Origin of the sequence: Nonomuraea sp. B19D2 (genome assembly GCF_040137845.1) — a bacterium.
Lineage (GTDB): Bacteria > Actinomycetota > Actinomycetes > Streptosporangiales > Streptosporangiaceae > Nonomuraea.
Window position 1 is genome coordinate 305,203 of the sequence record NZ_JBEFAK010000003.1, and the last position, 20,278, is coordinate 325,480.

Below are 20,278 nucleotides of genomic sequence, written 5' to 3' on the forward strand. Positions count from 1 at the left end.
CCTACGTTCTCGCGCAGTGCCCGCCTACTCCTCTCGAGCCTCCCCACGCTCGCGGATCAGGGCCTCCAGCTCGGCCGTGGCCCGGCGGGCGCGGACCTTCTCCGAGCCCTGGATGCCCATCGCCCCGATGGTGCGCCCGTCCGAGAAGTCGATGCGCGGCCACGGGTCCCCCACCAGCAGCGTGACCTCCAGAATCTCCGGCCACGAGTAGCGGTGGGTGCGGACGGCGTTGACGATCGTGATGCCCTCGTCGTCCGCCTCCACCCGCACTCGCCCCAGCAGGTGCAGCACGAACGCCACCGCACACCCGAACAGCACGATCCCGATCCGGTCGGGCAGCTTGAACGGCTCCGCGATGAAGATCGCCATGATCACCGCCCCCAGCACGATCAGGGTGGCGAAGCCGTACGCGACGATCCGCGGCCGGCCGGGCCGCCAGGTGACGGGCAGGGTCGGTGGAGGCACGAGCTCTGGCACGAAGGAAACCTATCTCAGGTCAATGGAGGTCCCTCAGCAGGAGGGCGGTTTCGAGCGCGGCGATGGCCGACTCGTATCCCTTGTCCTCCTTGCTCCCGGGGAGCCCGGAGCGGTCGAGGGCCTGGTCCAGGGTCTCGCAGGTGAGGACGCCGTTGCCGACCGGCGTCTCCTCGTCCAGCGAGATCCGGGTCAGGCCCGCGGTCACCGAGTCGCAGACGTAGTCGAAATGGGCGGTCTCGCCCTTGATGACCGCGCCCAGCGCCACCACCGCGTCGCAGCGGCGGGCCAGTGCCTGGGCGACCACCGGGATCTCCAGCGACCCGGGCACCCGTACCACGGTGGCCGTGGCGCCGCTGTCGTCGCAGGCCTGCACGGCCCGCGCCACGAGCTGGTCGGTGATCTTGGCGTGCCAGCTGGCCGCCACCACCCCCACGCTCAGCCCTGAGGCGTCGGGCGCCGCGGCGCCCGGCCGTCCTGCTCCACTCATGAGGCTGCCTCCGAGATGTGATGACCGAGGCGGTCGCGCTTGGCCGTGAGGTATCGCTCGTTGTGCGGGTTCATCGCCACGGGCAGGGGCTCGCGGCCGAGGACCTTGATGCCGTACCCGTCCATGCCCTTGAGCTTGGCCGGGTTGTTGGTGAGCAGCCGCACCGACTTGACGCCGAGGTCGGCGAGGATCTGCCCCGCGTTGGAGAACTCCCGCGCGTCCACCGGCAGCCCCAGCTCGACGTTGGCGTCGACGGTGTCGCTGCCGTTGTCCTGCAGGCTGTACGCCTTGAGCTTGGCCAGCAGGCCGATGCCCCGGCCCTCGTGGCCGCGCAGGTAGACGACCACGCCCCGGCCCTCCTCCGCGATGGCCGACATGGCGTGGCTCAGCTGCACCCCGCAGTCGCAGCGCAGCGAGCCGAACACGTCGCCGGTCAGGCACTCGGAGTGGGCCCTGACCAGGATGTTCTCGCCGCCTTCCAGGTCGCCGTAGACGAGCGCGACGTGCTCACCGCCGTCGAGCGCGCTGGCGTAGCCGTACGCCCGCCACATCCCGTAGACGTTGGGCAGCCGCGTCTCGGCCACCCTCGTCACCATGCTCTCGGCCCGGCGGCGGTAGTCGACGAGCTGCTCGATGGAGACCAGGGCCAGGTCGTGCTCGTCGCAGAAGCGGCGCAGCTCGGGCAGCCTGGCCATGGTGCCGTCGTCGTTGACCACCTCGGCCAGCGCGCCCGCGGGCGACAGCCCGGCCAGCCTGGCCAGGTCGACGGCCGCCTCGGTGTGGCCGCGCCTGGCCAGCACGCCGCCCTCCTGGTAACGCAGCGGGAAGATGTGCCCGGGGCGCACCAGCTCGTTGGGCTCGGTGGCGGAGTCGGCGAGCGTGCGGATGGTCTTGGCCCGGTCGGCCGCCGAGATGCCCGTGGTGACGCCGTCGCGGGCGTCCACGGTGATCGTGTACGCCGTGCGCATGCGTTCCTTGTTGTGCACGACCATGAGCGGCAGCCCGAGCCGGTCGAGCTCCTTGCCCTCCATGGCCACGCAGATCATCCCGCTCGTGTGCCTGATCGTGAACGTGCACACGTCGGGCGTGGCCTTGGCCGCGGCGAAGATCAGGTCGCCCTCGTTCTCCCGGCTCTCGTCATCGACGACCACGACGGGCTTGCCGTTGCGGATGTCCTCGATGGCCCGCTCGATCGGGTCCAGCTTGATGTCGCTCACTGCGCCACCGCCACACTGAGCTGGGCCGTCCGGTACTCGCGCAGCCACTTCACGAACCCGACGACGACCAGCACGAAGAAGATCCCGTACACCCAGCCGGAGACCACCAGCCCCGAGCTGAACGCCAGCGGCACGCCAACCAGGTCGACGGCCACCCACACCATCCAGAAGTCCACCAGCGCCCTGCCCTGCGCCCAGGTGGCCATCGCGCTGCCCACGAAGATGTAGGCGTCGGCGGCCACCAGGAAGGCGCCCTTGGGCAGCGGCACGTGCGCGCCCCACGACAGGCCGGTGACGAAGAACAGCAGCCCGACCACGGCGGTGCCCACCAGCATGACGCCGATCAGCAGCGAACGCTCCCACCACTGCGCGGGCCGGACGGCGAGCTGCTTGCCGTCCTGCGTGCCGCGCCGCCACGCCCACCAGCCGTAGACCGCCAGCCCGGCGAACAGGGCCTGCTTGAGCGCGTTGCCGGTGATGTGCGCGTTGATCGAGGCGATGAACAGCAGCACCGATCCGGCGAACTGCACCGGCCAGGTCCACATTGACTTGCGCATGGCGAGCAGGACGGTCGACAGGGCGGCGATGTTGCCGATCAGGTCGGTCCAGAGCACATGGGTGCCGAATACGTCGAATCCAGCGTCGGCCCAGTTCATTGCCTGACCACCAGCCTTTCCACATACTTCGCGATCACGTCGACCTCGATGTTGACCACGTCGCCGATCCGGCGGTCGCCCATGGTGGTGAGCTGGAGCGTCGTGGGGATGAGGCTCACACCGAAGCTTTCGTCGTCAACCGTCGTCACCGTCAGGCTGATTCCGTCGATCGCGATCGAGCCCTTCTCCGCCACGTACGGGCTGAGCGCCCCGGGGAGCGAGAACCGTACGTCGTCCCATCGCTCGCCGGGGTCCCGGGACAGCAGCACGGCGGTGCCGTCCACGTGGCCCTGCACGATGTGGCCGCCGAGGCGCTGGTCGGCGCGTACGGCGCGCTCCAGGTTCACGGGGGAGCCCTGGACGAGCCCGCCGAGGGAGCTGCGGTCGAGGGACTCCCGCATCACGTCCACGGTGAACACGTCGTCCTTGACCTCCACGACCGTGAGGCACACGCCGTTGACCGCGATCGAGTCACCGTGCTTGGCGTCGGAGGTCACGACCGGGCCGCGCACCGACAGCACGGCCCCGCCGCCGGCCTGTTCGATGGCGACTACTTCGCCCTTTTCCTCAATGATTCCGGTGAACATCACTACTCCCTGCCTGGTTGGGGGCGAGCCGGGCGATCAGCCGTATGTCCGGCCCAATAGGGGAAATTTCGTCAAATGTCAGGCGGTGGATCTCGCCGATCGTGCTCACCCCGGCGGCGCCCAGCGCGGACCGCCCGGAGCCGAGCAACGCGGGCGCGACGTACGCGACCACGCGGTCGACCAGACCCCGCCCGAGGAACTCACCGGCCAGCGTGGGGCCGCCCTCCAGGAACACGCTGACGATCTCGCGCGCCGCCAGCTCTCTCAGGAGGATGTCCAGGTCGAGGCCGTCCTCATGGCGGGGCAGGCGGAGCAGGTCGGCCTTGAGGTCGGTGTCCGTGTCCTCGGCGACGGCGACGAGCGTGGGCGCGCTGTCGTCGAGCACCCTGGCCGACTGGGGCGTCCTGGCGCGAGTGTCGACCACGACCCGCAACGGCCCCGGCCCACCCGCCTTCCGCCCGTCGCGAGCCCCGCCACCGGCGCTCCCGGCAGGACGCACAGCCGCCCCACCGCCGGGGGGACGTGCGGTGAGGTGGGGGTCGTCGGCGAGGACCGTGCCGATGCCGGCGACGATCGCGTCCGAGGCGGCCCGCAGCCGGTGCACGTCGGCCCTGGCCTCCGGCGAGGTGATCCACTTGCTGGTCCCGTCCGCGGCCGCCGACCGGCCGTCCAGCGTCGCCGCGAACTTCCACGTCAGGTGCGAGCGCCCGAGCCGCGCGTACGTCAGCCACTCCTCGTTGACCAGCGAGGCCTCGGCGGCCAGCACTCCGATCGTCACGGACACGCCGTGCGCCCGCAGCCGCGCCGCCCCGCCGGCGGCCTTCGGGTTGGGGTCGGCCACCGCGATCACCACCCGCGCGACCCCGGCCGCCAGCAGCGCCCGGCTGCACGGCCCGGTCCGCCCGGTGTGGTCGCAGGGCTCGAGGGTCACGTACGCGGTGCCGCCGCGCGCCCGCTCCCCTGCCTGTGCCAGCGCGACGATCTCGGCGTGCGGCCCGCCCGCGTACGCGTGGAACCCCTCGCCCGCGACCTGGCCGGAAGCGTCGAGCACGACGCAGCCGACGACGGGGTTGGGGCTGGTGGTGCCGTGTCCGCGCGCGGCCAGCTCGACGGCGCGCGCCATGTGCACGGCGTCCTGCGGGGGGATCTCCACCCGGGTCTCCTACTCGCCAGTAGCTTCAAGCCACGGCGGGCCCCGGGGGATTTATGCTGTGATGCGCATACGCACCACGGCAAGCGCCCGGCTGGGACGCCGGACACCTCGCGCGCTTCCTCCCATCCGGACTTTAACCGTCGGTCCCGGAATTTCACCGGGTCAACCGGCCGATGGCATCGGCCGGGTCGCGGACTGTAACCGCCGGTTCGGAATTTCACCGACCCCGGAGCACGCTAGCTCTCTTCCGCTACCAGTGTGCCATGTCCGAAATGCCGCGCGCGACCACCCCTACCCCCTAGACCAAGCGCTAGGTTCAGGCAGCCATGAGCCGGCGCGCCCGCCGGGCGGCCGGGCTGTAGAGGACGTCCCCAGGGACCAGCCCGATCCCGGTGTGCAACGTGCGCAACGTGGCCGTGGCCCACAGGTCGCCGACCGGCGTGGCGGGCAGCCCGTACAGGCGCCTGCCCCAGCGCGGCAGCGTGGCGAACGCGAGGAACGTCAGCGCGGGCAACGCGGGCTTGAGCGGCGTCAGCTTGCGCGGGAGGGGCGCGTTCAGCGACAGGCGGAGCGGATGGGCCGCCTCGGGCACGAACCGCAGCCCCGGCCGCGCGGCCTCGATGTAGTCGTGCAGCTCGGCCACCGAACCGGGAACGTCCTCGGCCTTCAGCCCCACCACCTCCGCGGCCCGCCGCCACTCCGCGACGAACGCGTCCGCCTCGGCGTCCGTCAGCCGCACCCCGGCGCGGCGGGCGACCGACAGGTAGGAGTCGACCTCGCCCACGTGCACCCAGCGCAGCGCGTCGGGCTCGTCGAGATGGAAGGTGGTGCCGGTGTCGGGGTCGTAGGCGGTCAGCTTGGCGTGGATCTTGCGCACGCGCCGTCCCGCCCGTTCGACCTCGGCATTCGTCCCGTACGTACGCACGCGCACGAACTCCGTGGTCCGCACGAACCGCGACCAGGCCTCGTGCGGATCCATGAGCGCGGAGTTCTGCAGCACACCGCGCATCGCCCTCGGATGCAGACCCTGCATCAGCAGTGCCCTGATGCCGCCCACCAGCAGGATCGGCTCGCCCATCACCCGCCACGTCACCGAGCGGGGACCGAAGATCCCATGGTCGCCCATAAGTGAATGGTTACCCGGGGATCGGCCGATCTATGCGTTCTTGACCGTAGCGGCGGCGCGGAGGGCGTCGACGGCCGAGGCCGGATCGGAGGCTCCGTAGACGGCGCTGCCCGCCACGAACACGTCGGCGCCCGCCGCCGCGCAGCGCTCGATGGTGCCGGCGTCCACTCCCCCGTCCACCTGCAGCCAGATCCGCCCGCCGTGCCGCTCGATCATCTCCCGGGCCCGCCGCACCTTGGGCAGCACCCCGTCGAGGAACTTCTGCCCGCCGAAGCCCGGCTCCACGGTCATCAGCAGCAGCATGTCGACCTCGCCCAGCAGGTCTTCGTACGGCTCCACGGGCGTGGCCGGGTTGAGCGCCAGGCCGGCCCGGGCGCCGAGCGCGCGGATCTCGCGCAGGGTCCTGATGGGCCCCTTGGCCGCCTCGGCGTGGATGGTCACGCTGCCCGCCCCCGCCTCCGCGTACTGCGGCGCCCAGCGGTCGGGGTCGTCGATCATGAGGTGGCAGTCGAGCGGCGTCGACGTCGCCTTGCGCAGCGCCTCGACCACGGGCAGCCCGATGGTGAGGTTGGGTACGAAGTGGTAGTCCATGACGTCGACGTGCAGCCAGTCGGCGTTGGGCACGGCGGCGGCCTCATCGGCGAGCCTGGCGAAGTCGGCGGCGAGAATGCTGGGCGAGATCTGTACGGCCATGATTTCCCAAGTCTAGTGAACGGCCCGCACCCGGCTCCCCCGGGACATCAGTCCGAGCCTGATGAACGTCACCGGCGCCCCCACCTGCACCCAGAGCGCCAGCAGCGCGTACCCGGCGTACCTCGTCACGCCGGTCTGCGGCAGCACCTCGCGCTGGGCGTGCCAGATGAGCCCCGCCACCAGCGAGCCCAGCAACCAGCGGGCGGCCCGCGCGCCGAGCGGCCCGCGCGCGTCGAACCAGCCGAGCCTGTCCATGATCGACGTGCCGGCCAGCATGCCGAACAGCCCGCCCGACATGGCGACGATCGTGTCCAGGCTCTCGGGCGCGATCGTGCCGGCGCTGCTCCAGGCCTCGGGTGGCGACCATCCGGCATAGGGCGCGTTGGCCAGCACGGCCGCGGCGAGCAGCGTGCCGGAGACCGCCGCCGAGCCGGTCAGCTGCACCCACAGCACCTGCCGCCGCCACCACGCCGTCGCGGGCCGCTCCAGTTTCAGCACGAGCACCAGTACGGCCAGCCCGAGCAGCACCCCGGCCACCACGTCGGAGATGAAGTGCACGCCCAGGTACACCCGGCTCAGGCAGACCAGCCCGATGACCGCCGCCCCTGTCCACCACGCCCACGGCCTGCCCGCCGCCGCCGCGAGCCTCGTCACGCCGGCGGTACCGATCTGCGCGTGCCCGGACGGCAGCCCGAAGGAGCCGCTCTCGACGGAGAACGGCTGGATCCCCGCGTCGATCCAGTACGGCCTGGGCTGGTGCAAGGCGAGCTTGGCGACCGCGTTCGTACCTGCGGACACCAGAACCGTGAGGCCGAGGCGCACTCCGAGGGCCGGGTTGACGCACCAGTAGAGCACTGGCAGGCACACCAGGAAGAACGTGTCCGTGCCGAACACGGACACGCCCTCCATCAGCGGCCGTACCGCGTCGGACCACCGTTGGAGCCAGACGATCGGCTCCAGCTCCATCATGTGCAGCTCGTCCAGAAGATCCACGCCACCGATCGGACCACATCAGCCGGCGATCCGCCCGGCGAACGCGTCACGCGCCGGGCCGGTTACCCGCCAAAGCACCGATCACGCCACACCGGCCGAGAGCCTGCCCGACAGGCGCCGCACGCGGTCACCCGTCGCTACACCGGCCAGACCAGCCCCCGGCAGGCGCCGCACGCGACCGGGACGTCGGCGCAAGAAGGCCGATCCGGCCGCATCTGCCGGAAGCCGCCCAAGCACCCGCCGGGACGAACGCGCGACAACGCCAGGAACGCCGATCGCACCACGCCGGGCGAGAAACCCGCCCGGCGGACACCTCACACGACGGGACGTTTGCGCAGCAACGCCAGGAACATGGCGTCGGTGCCGTGCCGGTGCGGCCAGAACTGGACGTGCGGGCCGTCGCCCAGGCCTTCGACCTCGGGCAGGTAGTCGCGGGCGTCGAGTTGTTCGACGTCGGACCTGCGCCGCATGACGTCCGCGACCACCACCCGGGTCTCGGCCAGGTGCGGTGAGCAGGTGACGTACGCGACGACGCCGCCTGGGCGCACGGCGTCCAGCGCGGTGCCGAGCAGCCGCCGCTGCAGCTTGCCCAGCTCGGCGATCCCGGCCGGGTCCCGCCGCCATCGCGCCTCCGGCCGCCGCCGCAACGCCCCCAGCCCGGTGCAGGGCGCGTCGAGCATCACCCGGTCGAACACCCCTGGCCGCCACGCCGGCTCGGTGCCGTCGGCCGTCACCACGGCCGCGTCCCTGGTCGTCTGCCAGACCAGCCGGGCCCGGTGCTGCTGCACGTCGGCCGCCACCAGCCGCGCTCCCCCAGGAAACGCCACGGGACCGTCACCGGCCGCCGAACCGGTGGCCTCCACACCAGCGCCGAACGCCTCCAAGCCCTTGGCCGGCTCCGAGCCGCCGGGCGCATCAGCCGCGACTTCGCCGGCCGCGCCCGCGCCGGCGGGAGTGGGTGGGTGCGGGCGCTCCTTGCTCAGACCCGCGAGGTCACCATGGGTGGCGATGGCGTCGAGGAGGCCCGCCTTGCCACCGGGACCCGCGCACATGTCGAGCCACACCTCGCCCCCGTCCCCCTCGAGAGGGACCCGGGTCAGGGCCAGGGCCACCAGCTGGCTGGCCTCGTCCTGGACGGCGGCACGCGTCGCCGCCACGGCCTCGATCTGCCCGGGATCGCCCTCGCGCAGGTGGGCGGCGTACGGCGAATAGCGGGCGGGCACGGCGCCGGCGTCTTCCAGCTCCGCCACGGAGCTCCGCCCGGGCCGGGCCACGAGGGTCACCAGGGGACGGGCGTTGTCGGCGTCGAGCAGGTCGGCCATCTCGTCGGGTCGGCCGAGGGCGTCGCGGAAGGCGGAGACGATCCAGCGGGGATGGCCGTAGGCGATGGCCAGGTGGCCCACCGGGTCGTCGGCCGGGTCGGGCGCGACGATGGGGATCCATTCTTCGAGCGTCCTGGAGCCGATCTTCCGCAGCACCGCGTTGACGAACTTGGCCGCCCCGGGGCCGATGCGCAGGCGTACCAGATCGACGGTGGTGCCGACGGCCGCGTGCGGCGGGACGCGCATGCGCAGCAGCTGGTGGGCGCCCAGCCGCAGCGCGTCGCGCACGTCGGGATCGGGCGCGCGGTCGCTGCACATCTCGATGACGGCGTCATAAGTGCCTAGCCCGCGCAGCGTCCCGTACGCGAGCTCGGTCGCCAGCGCGGCATCGCGTCCCTTGATGCCGCGGTCGCGAAGGAGCCGTGGCAGGAGCAGGTTGGCGTACGCGTCGCGCTCGTCGACCGCGCGCACGACGTCGAAGGCCGCGTTGCGTGCCTGGTCGCGTGCCGGTCTCGGTGGCTTCCGCGCACGGCTCCCGCCGCCCCTGCCTCCGGTCCCTTGGTCCCCCCTCGTCCTCATCCCCTCAGACTTTCCTTCATGCCTTGGACGGCAGCCTCTCGAGCATCTCACCGAGCAGCGCCTTGACGTCGATCATGTCGCTCTTGAGCCCTCCGACATCCGTCTTGAGGACCGTCTTCAGCTCCTTGACATCGACCTTGAGCTCCGCGACATCCGTCTTTAGCCCCCCTACATCCATCTTGAGCCCAGCGACATCCGTCTTGAGCCCCGCTACATCCGTCTTGAGCGCCGCTACATCCGTCTTGAGCGCCGCGACGTCCGTCTTCAGCTCCTTGACGTCGGCCTCCAGCACGGCCACGCGGCCGTCGAGCACTTCCAGCTTCTCCCTCGCCTGCACGGCCAGACCGAGGGCCTTGTCGGTCTTCTGCTCGATCCGCGCCGCCTTCCCCTCCGCCTTGAGCATCGACCGGTCCATCCGGCGGGTCCAGCTGGTGATGTCGCGAATCCGGTCGCGCGCCTCACAGATCGTCGCAAACGCGACATCCTGGTCCTCGCGGAGGTTGTCCATGCGCGCGATGAGCGCCTGCGCTTCGTTACTGGTGGTAGTCATGGCGTCGATGTTACCGAGCGCATCATGCTCGACACGCCGCGTCACTTGAAGATCTCTTTACCCTCTGGGCGAACCCCGCGAGCCCACTCCACGGCCCCCATCACCCGCTTCCCCTGCGGCTGAACCTCACCCAGCTCGACCGCATCGGTGGCGGTCCCGACCAGCACTTTCGTCTTCGTGGCGGCGATCTCGCCGGCGGGCAGCCGCTCCTCGGGAACCACCCGCACCGGTCCCAGTTTCAGCCGCTGACCGCGGAACTCGGTCCACGCCCCAGGGGCGGGTGTGCAGGCGCGGACGAGCCGGTCGACGTGCAGGGCGGGCTTGGTCCAATCGACGCGGGCGTCGGAGACGGTGATCTTGGGTGCGATCGTCACCCCGTCGGCGGGCTGCGGCCGGGCCTCCAGGGTGCCGTCCTCGACGCCGTCGAGGGTGGCGGCGAGCAGCCCCGCCCCCGACACCGACAGCCGCTCCAGCAGCGCCCCGCTCGTGTCGGTGGAGTGGATCTCCTCGGTCACCACGCCGTAGACGGGCCCGGCGTCCAGCTCTTTGACGATCTGGAAGGTCGTCGCCCCGCCGATCTCGTCGCCGTGCAGGATCGAGTGCTGCACCGGCGCCGCCCCGCGCCAGGCGGGCAGGATCGAGAAATGCAGGTTGATCCACCCGTGCCGGGGGATGTCGAGCGCCGACTGCGGCAGCAGCGCACCGTACGCGACCACCGGGCAGCAGTCGGGCTCCAGGGCGCGCAACCGGTCGAGGAAGCCGGGGTCGCCGGCCTTGACCGGGCGGAGCACCTCGATGCCCGCCTCCTCCGCGAGCTCGGCCACCGGCGAGGGGTGGACCTTGCGGCCCCGGCCCGACTGCGCGTCGGGGCGGGTGACGACCGCCACCACCTCGTGGCGCGGCGAGTCGATCAGGGTCCGCAGCGACGGCAGTGCCGTCTCGGGTGTGCCCGCGAAGACCAGACGCATGCTCTCAGAGTGCCTTTCCGCCGGTGGCGTGCGGCGAGACCTTGATCACGGGGGCGGCCAGGCCGCTCCACTCGGCCTCACGGACGGCCTTCATGGCCAGCTTGCGCTGCTTGGGGTCCATGCGGTCGATGAACAGGATCCCGTCGAGGTGGTCGGTCTCGTGCTGGAAGCAGCGCGCCATCAGGTCGGTGCCCTCCAGCGTGACGGGCTCGCCGTGCATGTTGAAGCCCTTGGCGACGGCGCGGATGGCCCGCGGCGTCGGGTATGACAGGCCGGGGAAGGACAGGCAGCCCTCCTCGCCCTCCTCGTCCATCTCCGAGGACAGATCGAGGTCGGGGTTGATCAGGTGGCCGAGCTGCTCGTCCACGTAGTAAGTGAACACGCGCAGCCCGACCCCGATCTGCGGGGCCGCCAGGCCGGCGCCCGGGGCGTCCATCATCGTGTCGGTGAGGTCTTTGACCAGCTTGCGGAGCTCCTTGTCGAAGTCGACGACCGGGGCCGCCGGGGTGCGCAGCACCGGGTCTCCGAACAGCCGGATCGACTGGATCGCCAAGGGGGTTACTCCGTTCTCACGCGTGGATCAACCCAGTTTAGTGTGCTCGAGCGAGCGCGCCTTCATCGCGGCCTTGCGCGCCGCCTTGACCACGGCCTGGTCGTCGTGGGCGGTGGCGAGCATGTCGAGCACGGCGATCGTGTCAGGGTGGCCCGTCCCTGGCATCTCGCCGACCAGCTTGATCAGGTCTTCCCCAGGCTCGGGTGTGTCGATGCGGCCCGCGGCGGGCCCCGACAGATGCATGAGGGCGGCCAGGGAGTCGACCGCCAGCCAGGTGTGGTCCTCGGGGCTGAGCGTGGGGGCCTCGAGGTCGCGGATGTGCAGCCAGGAGGCGGCGTAGCGGCGCATGAGCGGGTCGTCGAGGGCCTGCCTGACGGGCTTCTCCGCCTCCGGGCCCAGCTCCTCGAGGATGGCCCCGACCGCGCCGCGCTGCCCCGCCGTACCGGACGCGGCTATCTCGATCAGGTCGTGGGCCGCGGACTCCGGCGCGCGGCGCTCCAGCCACCCGGCGACGGCGCTCTGCGTGGCCGAGCCCTTGACCAGCGCCTCCACCAGCTCGGCCGCCGACAGGTCGGCGAAAACCTCCACCTCGGCCGTCGTCGGCGCGTCGTGGCCCTCACGCAGCAGGTCGCGGCGGATGGCCCAGACGCCGAGCGGGGTGAGCGCGGTGCGGCCGGCGGCGGTCTGCTCGACGAGCCCGCAGTACGCCAGCAGCGAAAGCGCCTCCAGCAGCTCGGCGGGCAGCGCGGCGGCGAGCCGGCGCATCTCGACGGGGCCGGGCGCGCAGGCCACCTCGTGGGACTGGAGTATGCCCCTGGCGAGGTTGGCGGTGGCGACGCCGGAGCGCACGGAGTAGATCGTGGCGAGCATCTCGGCCAGGTGGCCGTCGACCACGGCCGAGCCCGTCAGGCCCTCGTCGGCGCGGTCGAGCACGTCCATGACCACGCCGTCCCAGAACTCCAGCGTGGCCTCGACGGTGAGCTGCATCGACAGCGGGCCTCTTGAGGCACGGCCGCCGAGGATCTGGAGCAGCCCGGTGTTGACGGCGACGATCCAGATCAGGCGCAGCCGGGAGGCGGGCAGGCCCAGCTCCCGGACCGCGGCCTCGGCGTCCGGCTCGGTCAGGTGCCCCTCCGTGGTGACGTCGCGAGTGCCCGTCCAGCTGGTGAGCCTGATGGCGTCGGCGACGAGCGGCACCGCGGGCACCGCCGCGGCCAGCTCCGCGTCGGGCGCCGGCAGCACCGGCGGGAACGTCAGCGCTTCGTGCTCCACGGAAGTCTCCTCAGGAGGCCGTGGCGGCACGGCGGCCTGCTCATCGATCAGCTTGCGCAGCTCGGCGAGGTCGAAGACGTTGTTTGCCACCCACGAAACTTACTGCACAGCAGTCACATGAGCGTACTCAACGGATGGCGCGGGACCGGGCTTTGAAGGCCGCCTTGCGTGCCGCCTTCGCCACCGTGCCGTCGGAAATGGAGCGTCCGAGCAGCTCCAGGACCTCGACGACGTCCGGGTGATCGACCCGCCACATCTCCTCGATCATATGGGCGGGCGGGCCGGAGGCGGCCATGTTCTCGGCGAAGTTCTCCGGGTCCTCCTCGGCCGCGGGCATCGCGAGCGCGAGCATGTCGACGCTGACCCAGAGCAGCTCCTCCTGGGTGAGCTGCGGCGCGGGCAGCCCTCTGGCGGCCAGCCAGTGGATGGCGTGCGGGCGCAGCTCCTGGTCGTCGAGGTGGTCGCGTACCTGCGGCTCGGCCTCGGCGCCCAGCCGGTCGACGATGGTGATCGCGATGCCGCGGGCCACGGCGGGCGCGCCCGAGGCGGCGGCCAGCAGTTCGGCCGCGGCCTCGCCCGGCGACCTGCCCGTCAGCCAGCGGTCGATGTCCTGCTCGGCGAGCTCGGCGGGCACGCCTTCGAGCAGCCCTTCGATGAGCCCGAGCGCGTCGGCCTCGGCCAGGTCGGGGGCCTCGGGCGCGTCGAGCCCGAGCGACAGGTAGTGCCGGCGCAGCCCCCAGACGGCCAGCGGGGTGAGCTCGGCGGAGTCGCCCGTGACGTGGATCATGCCATGCCGGGCCAGGTGGCCGAGCGCGGCGTCCAGGTCGACCTCACCGTCGCCGGCGAACTCGTCGAGGTAGTCGCGGATCGCGGTGACCGGCACGCACACCTGGACCCGGTAGAGCATGTCGAACAGGTCGTAGAGCCCCTGGTCCGCATCGTCCTCGAGGAGCGAGGCGACCCGCTGCGCCCAGGCGTCCAGCGGCTCGCCGGTGCCGGGCAGCGGGTCCTCGGCCAGCACGGGTACGGTCTCCAGCGCCGCGAGCAGCTCCTCCCGCGGGGCGAGCCGGGCGGCGGGCAGCGGCGTGCACCCGGGGCAGTCGCAGGGCGCCTCGCCCAGGTCGGGCACCTCGCCAGAGGGGATGGCGATCGCCTGCTCGAGCGACTCCGGGCCGATGGAGCTGAAGAGGGTCTTGGCCATGCCGAAGTTCGCCTGGTCGGCGAGGGCCTCGGGCATGCGCGGCGCGATGTCGTCGAGCCTGTCGCGCATGAGCGCCACCGTCTCCTCGGACACCGCGCCCGACTCGCTGAGGTAGTCGACGAGGGTGCGGGCGGCGGCGATCGTCTCCGGAGCGCTCTCCGGGGGCGCGATGACCTTGCGCGGGTAGATGGACAGCAGCAGCTCGTCGAAGGTCTCGGGGGTGAAGTCACCCAGTTCGTTGACGTTGAGGTAGTCGCTGGCGTAGTCGCAGAGCAGGCGGACCTCGTCCGCGTCCACCTCGACTTCCCGCGCGCGCCCCCAGGCACGCAGGGCGTCGATGGCCCGGTTCACCCATTCGATCGACACAGGGGCACGCTAACGGCTGGTCTTCAGATGAGCGAATCGGGGAAACGGTCTAAATCAGGTCGAGCGGGTCGACACTTACCTTCACGACATCTGGCGTCTTACGCGCCGCACGTACCCCACTGGCCCCTTTGAGCGCGGCGGCCAGCGCGGCGCCGCCGGATCGCCGTACCCGGATCATGGCCCGTTCCAGGCCGGACTCGTCCACGGGGACGGGGCCGAGCACCTGGGCGCCAGAGGGGAGGCGTACCTCCTCGAGCATCTGCCTGACCGCGCTCGCCGCGCCCGTGAGCGTCGCCATCCGCACCGCGGGTGGGAACCCCAGCTCGGCGCGGTCGCCCAGCTCGCGCTCCGCGTGGGTGACGGGGTCCCACCGCAGCAGCGCCTGTACGGCGGGCAGCGCGGCGTCGCCGAGCACCACCAGCTCGGCGGCGGGGCGGAGGAGGGCGGCGGCGTTCATCCACCGGCGGACCGTCTCCTCGGCCGCCCTCAGGTCGGCCCTGCCCAGGAGCGCCCACCCGTCGAGAAGCACGGCCGCCGCGTAACCACCCCGCGCCACGGGCTCGGCGCCGGGCGTCGCCACGACCAGGGCGCGGGTGTCGGGGACGGTGGCCAGGACGCCGTCGCGGCCCGACGTGCGCACCTGTACGGAGGGAAAGGCCCTGCCGAGCTCCTCCGCCGTACGCCTGGCGCCGGTGACCACGGCGCGGAGCCTGGGGCTGCCGCAGGACGGGCAGCGCCAGTCGGCGTCCACCCGGCCGCACCAGCGGCAGTAGGGGGCCGCGTGACCACCTCTGAGGGCGAGCGGCCCGTGACACAGAGCCCTCGGCCGGTCCGAGCCCTGAACCGCCGGCGCGCCCATCGCGTCCGGGGCTGCGATCCCCGCGCCGGGCAGACCGCCCGTCGACGCCGCCGCACCGGCGCGCCCGCCCATCATGGCGCCGCCGGACGCGGCGGAGGGACCCGCGGATGGCGTGCCCAGCAGCGGTATGGCCGTCCCGGCCGAGGGGACGGCCGTGGCGGCGGGCGGGTCGGGGAAGGGGGCGGCCGTCCGGGTCGGGGGCAGGGTGCACCTGGCGGGGGCGCGGCAGTGCCGGCAGGCCAGGGCGGGCAGGTAGCCGCGTCTGGGCACCTGCACCAGCACGGGTCCGCTCTCCAGGCCATGCCGGAGTGCCCGCCAGGCGATGCTGGGAAGCCTGGCCTGGCGGGCCGCCTGGTCCTTGGCCAGCTCGGCGTCCTCTCCCGCGGGGCGTACCCGGGGGGCGAGGCTCCTGATCGTCGTGCGGGCGGCCACGATGGGCCTGGCCCAGCGGCCGGCGACGAGCTGGGTGGCCTCGGCGGTGCGCGCGTAGCCGCCGATGAGCATCGCCGCGCCCGTCCTGTGGGCACGCAGGCCGAGGACCTCCCGGGCGTGCGGGTAGGGCGCCAGGCGCTCGGCATGCAGGTCGTCGCCGTCGTCCCAGATGGCCACCAGGCCGAGATCGGAGACAGGCGCGAACATGGCGGCCCTGGTGCCGACGACGGCCCGTACCTGTCCTCTCAGCACCTTCAGCCACCGTCTGTAGCGCTCGGCCGGGCCCAGGTCGGCGGTGAGCGCCACGTGCCTGTTCGGGCCCAGCACCCGCTCGAACTCGCCGTCGGCCAGCGCCACGTCCTTCCCGTCGGGCACCACGACGACCGCGCCCTTGCCGCCGTCCAGCGCCGCCCGGACCGCCTCGGCCATCGCCCCCGCCCATCCCCTGGCGCCGGGCAGGGCCGACCACACGGCCCGGGGCGCGCGTCCGTTGCGCAGCGCGTCGAGGAAGGACGGACCGGTGGGGTACGCGTCCCAGGCGCTGTCGCCGGTGAGCGGCCTGGCGGGCGGTTCCGGGGCCGGAGGCTCCTGCTCGGGCGGCACCTCCGACTCGGCCTTGGCATGGCGGGGCGGGACGGCCAGGCGGAGCACGTCGGTCAGTGTGCCTGCGTACCGGTCGGCGACCGCCCTGGCCAGCCCGGCGATCTCAGGCGTGAGCACGCGCTCCGGGGAGACCACGCGTTCGAGCGGCATGAGTCTTCCGTCGTGCTCGCTCTCGGCGGCCCGTTCCAGCAGGAACCCGTCGACCAGCTTGCCCGCGAACCGCACCCGCACCCGCACCCCCGGCTCGGCCGTCTCGTGCATGGCGGCGGGCACCAGGTAGTCGAAGGGGCGGTCGAGGTGCGGGAGCGGGCTGTCCACCGCAACCCTCGCCACGGGCCGGTCAGGGGCGGGTACGGGGGCGCCTTTGCCGTCGCTCGACGACGCTGGGGGCCGCACGGCGTCGAGCGGCAGAAGGGCGTCGTCGGAGTCGGTCACGCATAACGTCTACCAGACCCGACCACCCGAGACCTCCGCCACTCACATGCCCGGATCGCCACCCGCGCACGTCCGGAACGTCACCCGCAGGCCATGCGGCGCGGCCGAGGCGGGCTCTGGCGGGGGCGCGCTCCGATGCCACGCGAGATCACGTGGCGGCGCTTCCCGCACGCCGAGGTGAGCCATATCGTCACCGAGCCGGAAAGCTGCGCACGGCGGGCCGCACCAAGTCGCCACAGAACCGGAAGGCCCGAGCCATCGCACGGCGGGCAGAGTGGTGCCGCCACCTGGCCCCGTCAAGCCGCGTCGTCGCCGGCCACCTCACATCGGTGCGATCGGTGCGGTCAGTGCGACAACGCCCCGCATCGCGCGCGATCGACCCGCATCGGAGTGCAGTGAGCCCACGGCGGCATCACCCGGTGACGGCGCCGGCCGGCGGTCGCGATGGCTTGCGGTGGCGGCGGGCCGGCACATGACGCGGTCATCCCACGGCGGGGTCAACCCACCGTGGGATCAGCGCGCGATGAAGATCAGAGGCCCAGAGCGGTGCGCAGGGCCTCGGCGCGGTCCGTGGACTCCCAGGAGAAGCCCTCGCGGCCGAAGTGTCCGTAGGCGGCGGTCTCCGAGTAGATCGGGCGCAGCAGGTCGAGGTCGCGGATGATCGCCGCCGGGCGCAGGTCGAACACCTGGAGCACGGCGTCCTGGATCTTCTCCACCGGCAGCTTCTCGGTGCCGAAGCACTCCAGGAACAGGCCCACCGGCTGCGCCTTGCCGATCGCGTACGCCACCTGCACCTCGCACCGGTCGGCGAGGCCGGCGGCGACGACGTTCTTGGCGACCCAGCGCATGGCGTAGGCGGCCGAACGGTCCACCTTGGACGGGTCCTTGCCGGAGAAGGCGCCGCCACCGTGGCGGGCCATGCCGCCGTAGGTGTCAATGATGATCTTGCGGCCGGTCAGGCCGGCGTCGCCCATGGGGCCGCCGATCTCGAAGCGGCCGGTCGGGTTGACCAGCAGGCGGTAGCCCTCGGTGTCGATGTCGAGGCCCGCCAGCACCGGGTCGACCACGTGCTCCTTGATGTCCGGCGTCAGCATCTCCTTGAGGTCGATCTCCGCCGCGTGCTGCGTGGAGACGACCACGGTGTCCAGCCGGACCGGGGTGTCGCCGTCGTACTCGATCGTCACCTGGGTCTTGCCGTCGGGACGGAGGTAGGGCACCACGCCCGTCTTGCGCACCTCCGACAGCCGCTGCGCCAGCCGGTGGGCCAGGGTGATCGGAAGCGGCATCAGCTCGGGGGTCTCGCGGCAGGCGTAGCCGAACATGAGCCCCTGGTCGCCCGCGCCCTGACGGTCCAGCTCGTCGCCGTCGCCGTCGACCCGGTGCTCGTAGGCGCTGTCGACGCCCTGGGCGATGTCGGGGGACTGCGCGCCGATGGACACCGACACGCCGCAGGAGGCGCCGTCGAAGCCCTTGTGTGAGGCGTCGTAGCCGATCTCCAGGATCTTCTCCCGGATGAGGGCCGGAATGTCGACGTAGGTCTCAGTCGTGACCTCGCCTGCGACATGGACCTGGCCGGTAGTGATCAGCGTCTCGACCGCGACCCGGCTCCTGGGGTCGTCCTTGAGCATGGCGTCGAGAATCGCGTCACTGATCTGGTCAGCGATCTTGTCCGGGTGGCCCTCGGTGACCGACTCGGAGGTGAACAGGCGACGTGACAACTCAGTGGCTCCTCATGCAGCGGCTGCTGACGGATGTAAGGCCCAGGACGCGTGGGCACGCCTGAGCCTCGCCGAAGTCTAGCCCTACCCGGCGCCGGGGCGCGAAACCGTCCACTATCTGGCTTCCCATCACAGCTCGGGCAGAGGGTCGGGTGGCAGGGTCTCCGGCGCGAAGATCTCCGCGTCGGCGGCCGCCACCACGGCGGCGTACTCCTCATCGAACTCGAACGCCATCGAGTCTAACTCGATGATCGGTCCAGGCAGGATAGGGCCGAGCCTGGTGTGTCTCGGGAAGGCCGCGAGCACCGCGACCGGCCGATCGCTCCTGAGCGTCCTTGTGGCCAGCACCGAGATGGCCGAGTCGGTGACCACGATCAGGAAGTTCCCCGTCCCCGTCTGCCCCGCGGACACCGCGGGAAAGACGTAGTGGATCTCCCTCTGGTCGCCGAGCAATGTTCTACAACGATCCCTGACAGCAGAACCCACCGGCATTCCATCCCCCTTCGCCCCAGTATTTGCAGGCGAGGGAGGATGTAGCAATAGACGATCAGGTAATCGGTCTTACGCATTTTGAGGGAACTGCCGGGGCCCCTGCGGACATACGGCCGGTACCGGTATCCCGCGGGTCAGGAGAGGCGGGCGGCGACCAGGTCCCACACGGCGTCGGCGACGTCCTCCTTGGGCCCGAACGGCACCTCGACCGGCTCGCCGCCCGCCACGAGCACGGTGGCCGCGTTGTCCGGGGTGCCGAAGGCGAGGCCCTCCCCCACCTGGTTGACGACCAGCAGGTCGCAGCCCTTGCGGGCGAGCTTGGCCTGCCCGTTGGCGAGCACGTCGTGCGTCTCGGCCGCGAACCCGACGATCACCTCGGGGTACGCCCCGCGCCCCCGGCGTGGTGCGACGCCATCAGGGCCCGGCTCATGGCTCCGCGCGACACCGTCACCCGCATCCGCCTCGAGGTTCGGCCGCGAACCGCTGGAGGCGTCGCCGCCCCAGGGCAGAGCCGGGTCACCCGGCGCTTCACCGCCGACATGCGCTCCACCGCTGGCATGCGCTTCACCGTCGGCACGCGCCCCTGCCGCGCGGGCGGCGCCGCGGAGCGCGCCGAGCTCGGCGAGGATGTCGGGATTCTTCGTCAGATAGACCGGCTCGGGCTCGCCGTCCGTCTTCTTGATCTTCGTCTCGTGCCGCGTCGCGGGCCGGAAGTCGGCCACCGCGGCGGCCATGACCACCACGTCGGCGTCGGCCGAGGCGGCGAGCACCGCCTCGCGCAGCTCGACCGCCGACTCCACCCGGACGACCTTGGTCCCGGCGGGGTCGGGCAGCGCCACGTTCGCCGCCACCAGGGTCACCTCCGCGCCCCGGGCCGCGGCCGTGCGGGCCAGCGCGTACCCCTGCAGCCCCGAGGAGCGGTTGCCGATGTAGCGGACGGGGTCGATCGCCTCGCGGGTGCCGCCGGCGGAGATGACGACCTTGCGCCCGGCAAGGTCGCGGGGCCGGCCCCGCAGCACGCGCAGGCAGATCTGGAAGATCTCGGCCGGGTCGGGCAGGCGGCCGGGGCCGGTGTCGGCTCCGGTGAGGCGGCCCACGGCGGGGTCGAGCACGACGGCGCCCCGCTCGCGCAGCGTCGCGACATTGGCGCGGGTGGCGGGGTGCTGCCACATCTCGGTGTGCATCGCGGGCGCGAACACGACCGGGCACGTGGCCGTCAGCAGCGTGTTGGTGAGCAGGTCGCCGGCCAGCCCGTGGGCCGCTCTCGCGAGCACGTCGGCGGTCGCGGGCGCCACCACGACGAGGTCGGCCTGCTTGCCGATCCGGACGTGGGGCACCACGTGAACGTCGTCCCACACCTCGGCCGACACGGGGTTGCCCGACAGGGCGGCCCAGGTGGGCGCGCCCACGAACTTCAGCGCCTCGCGGGTCGGGACGACCCGCACCTCGTGCCCGGACTCGGTGAACAGGCGCAGCAGCTCACAGGCCTTGTACGCGGCGATGCCGCCGCTGACGCCCAGGACGACCTTCATCGAAGGG

General features: G+C 72.2%; 19 protein-coding genes and 1 riboswitch. All 19 genes read right to left on the reverse strand.

What is annotated here, in order from left to right; translation table 11 throughout:
• Positions 1 to 24: 24 nt before the first annotated feature.
• The 19 genes from ABN273_RS08005 to coaBC all read right to left on the reverse strand — a co-directional run bounded on the left by ABN273_RS08005 (position 25) and on the right by coaBC (position 20,271).
• On the reverse strand, positions 25 to 477 hold the full coding sequence (locus tag ABN273_RS08005) for a PH domain-containing protein (RefSeq protein ID WP_349448002.1): 453 nt from the start codon (positions 475 to 477) through the stop codon (positions 25 to 27).
• A gap of 19 nt (positions 478 to 496) precedes the next feature.
• The gene (ribH, locus tag ABN273_RS08010; protein ID WP_349448003.1) at positions 497 to 964 is read right to left on the reverse strand and encodes a 6,7-dimethyl-8-ribityllumazine synthase; all 468 of its coding nucleotides are present in this window, start codon (positions 962 to 964) and stop codon (positions 497 to 499) included.
• Positions 961 to 2,181, reverse strand: a complete 1,221-nt coding sequence (locus ABN273_RS08015) for a bifunctional 3,4-dihydroxy-2-butanone-4-phosphate synthase/GTP cyclohydrolase II (RefSeq protein WP_349448004.1) — start codon at positions 2,179 to 2,181, stop codon at positions 961 to 963. The genes ribH and ABN273_RS08015 overlap by 4 nt, the downstream gene beginning before the upstream one ends.
• On the reverse strand, positions 2,178 to 2,837 hold the full coding sequence (locus tag ABN273_RS08020) for a nicotinamide mononucleotide transporter family protein (protein ID WP_349448005.1): 660 nt from the start codon (positions 2,835 to 2,837) through the stop codon (positions 2,178 to 2,180). The genes ABN273_RS08015 and ABN273_RS08020 overlap by 4 nt, the downstream gene beginning before the upstream one ends.
• A complete protein-coding gene (locus tag ABN273_RS08025; protein WP_349448006.1) occupies positions 2,834 to 3,424 on the reverse strand; it encodes a riboflavin synthase in 591 nt (196 codons plus the stop codon). The genes ABN273_RS08020 and ABN273_RS08025 overlap by 4 nt, the downstream gene beginning before the upstream one ends.
• On the reverse strand, positions 3,405 to 4,577 hold the full coding sequence (gene ribD, locus ABN273_RS08030; RefSeq protein ID WP_349448007.1) for a bifunctional diaminohydroxyphosphoribosylaminopyrimidine deaminase/5-amino-6-(5-phosphoribosylamino)uracil reductase RibD: 1,173 nt from the start codon (positions 4,575 to 4,577) through the stop codon (positions 3,405 to 3,407). The genes ABN273_RS08025 and ribD overlap by 20 nt, the downstream gene beginning before the upstream one ends.
• Before the next feature lie 108 nt (positions 4,578 to 4,685).
• Positions 4,686 to 4,816, reverse strand: a riboswitch (FMN riboswitch).
• A 77-nt stretch (positions 4,817 to 4,893) separates the two neighbouring features.
• Positions 4,894 to 5,703 carry an oxygenase MpaB family protein gene (locus tag ABN273_RS08035; protein ID WP_349448008.1) on the reverse strand — a complete coding sequence of 270 codons (810 nt, stop codon included), beginning with the start codon at positions 5,701 to 5,703 and terminating at the stop codon, positions 4,894 to 4,896.
• A gap of 30 nt (positions 5,704 to 5,733) precedes the next feature.
• Positions 5,734 to 6,396 carry a ribulose-phosphate 3-epimerase gene (gene rpe, locus ABN273_RS08040; RefSeq protein ID WP_349448009.1) on the reverse strand — a complete coding sequence of 221 codons (663 nt, stop codon included), beginning with the start codon at positions 6,394 to 6,396 and terminating at the stop codon, positions 5,734 to 5,736.
• A 12-nt stretch (positions 6,397 to 6,408) separates the two neighbouring features.
• Positions 6,409 to 7,389: a phosphatase PAP2 family protein gene (locus tag ABN273_RS08045; protein ID WP_349448010.1), complete on the reverse strand. Its 981-nt coding sequence runs from the start codon at positions 7,387 to 7,389 to the stop codon at positions 6,409 to 6,411.
• Between the two features lie 314 nt (positions 7,390 to 7,703).
• Complete coding sequence (locus tag ABN273_RS08050; protein WP_349448011.1) at positions 7,704 to 9,290, reverse strand: RsmB/NOP family class I SAM-dependent RNA methyltransferase; 1,587 nt, start codon at positions 9,288 to 9,290, stop codon at positions 7,704 to 7,706.
• Between the two features lie 16 nt (positions 9,291 to 9,306).
• A complete protein-coding gene (locus ABN273_RS08055) occupies positions 9,307 to 9,885 on the reverse strand; it encodes a hypothetical protein (protein ID WP_349448012.1) in 579 nt (192 codons plus the stop codon).
• Positions 9,882 to 10,808, reverse strand: a complete 927-nt coding sequence (gene fmt / locus ABN273_RS08060; protein ID WP_349448013.1) for a methionyl-tRNA formyltransferase — start codon at positions 10,806 to 10,808, stop codon at positions 9,882 to 9,884. The genes ABN273_RS08055 and fmt overlap by 4 nt, the downstream gene beginning before the upstream one ends.
• A 4-nt stretch (positions 10,809 to 10,812) precedes the next feature.
• Complete coding sequence (gene def, locus ABN273_RS08065; RefSeq protein WP_349448014.1) at positions 10,813 to 11,361, reverse strand: peptide deformylase; 549 nt, start codon at positions 11,359 to 11,361, stop codon at positions 10,813 to 10,815.
• A 27-nt stretch (positions 11,362 to 11,388) separates the two neighbouring features.
• The gene (locus ABN273_RS08070; RefSeq protein WP_349448015.1) at positions 11,389 to 12,723 is read right to left on the reverse strand and encodes a hypothetical protein; all 1,335 of its coding nucleotides are present in this window, start codon (positions 12,721 to 12,723) and stop codon (positions 11,389 to 11,391) included.
• Positions 12,724 to 12,760: 37 nt separating this feature from the next.
• Positions 12,761 to 14,200 (reverse strand): hypothetical protein, encoded by a 1,440-nt coding sequence (locus ABN273_RS08075; protein WP_349448016.1) that lies wholly within the window; start codon positions 14,198 to 14,200, stop codon positions 12,761 to 12,763.
• Between the two features lie 49 nt (positions 14,201 to 14,249).
• Positions 14,250 to 16,529: a primosomal protein N' gene (locus ABN273_RS08080; protein ID WP_349448017.1), complete on the reverse strand. Its 2,280-nt coding sequence runs from the start codon at positions 16,527 to 16,529 to the stop codon at positions 14,250 to 14,252.
• Between the two features lie 530 nt (positions 16,530 to 17,059).
• A complete protein-coding gene (metK, locus tag ABN273_RS08085; protein ID WP_349448018.1) occupies positions 17,060 to 18,247 on the reverse strand; it encodes a methionine adenosyltransferase in 1,188 nt (395 codons plus the stop codon).
• Positions 18,248 to 18,376: 129 nt separating this feature from the next.
• A complete protein-coding gene (locus ABN273_RS08090) occupies positions 18,377 to 18,700 on the reverse strand; it encodes a hypothetical protein (RefSeq protein ID WP_349448019.1) in 324 nt (107 codons plus the stop codon).
• Between the two features lie 173 nt (positions 18,701 to 18,873).
• Positions 18,874 to 20,271, reverse strand: coding sequence for a bifunctional phosphopantothenoylcysteine decarboxylase/phosphopantothenate--cysteine ligase CoaBC (gene coaBC, locus ABN273_RS08095; protein WP_349448020.1), 1,398 nt, complete (start codon positions 20,269 to 20,271; stop codon positions 18,874 to 18,876).
• Positions 20,272 to 20,278 lie beyond the last annotated feature (7 nt).

Bases quoted from the DNA above. Each gene is read 5' to 3' on its own strand.
- ribH (WP_349448003.1), bottom strand. From the start codon at position 964: ATGAGTGGAGCAGGACGGCCGGGCGCCGCGGCGCCCGACGCCTCAGGG.
- ABN273_RS08020 (WP_349448005.1), bottom strand. From the start codon at position 2,837: ATGAACTGGGCCGACGCTGGATTCGACGTATTCGGCACCCATGTGCTC.
- ABN273_RS08025 (WP_349448006.1), bottom strand. From the start codon at position 3,424: ATGTTCACCGGAATCATTGAGGAAAAGGGCGAAGTAGTCGCCATCGAA.
- ABN273_RS08035 (WP_349448008.1), bottom strand. From the start codon at position 5,703: ATGGGCGACCATGGGATCTTCGGTCCCCGCTCGGTGACGTGGCGGGTG.
- rpe (WP_349448009.1), bottom strand. From the start codon at position 6,396: ATGGCCGTACAGATCTCGCCCAGCATTCTCGCCGCCGACTTCGCCAGG.
- ABN273_RS08050 (WP_349448011.1), bottom strand. From the start codon at position 9,290: ATGAGGACGAGGGGGGACCAAGGGACCGGAGGCAGGGGCGGCGGGAGC.
- fmt (WP_349448013.1), bottom strand. From the start codon at position 10,808: ATGCGTCTGGTCTTCGCGGGCACACCCGAGACGGCACTGCCGTCGCTG.
- coaBC (WP_349448020.1), bottom strand. From the start codon at position 20,271: ATGAAGGTCGTCCTGGGCGTCAGCGGCGGCATCGCCGCGTACAAGGCC.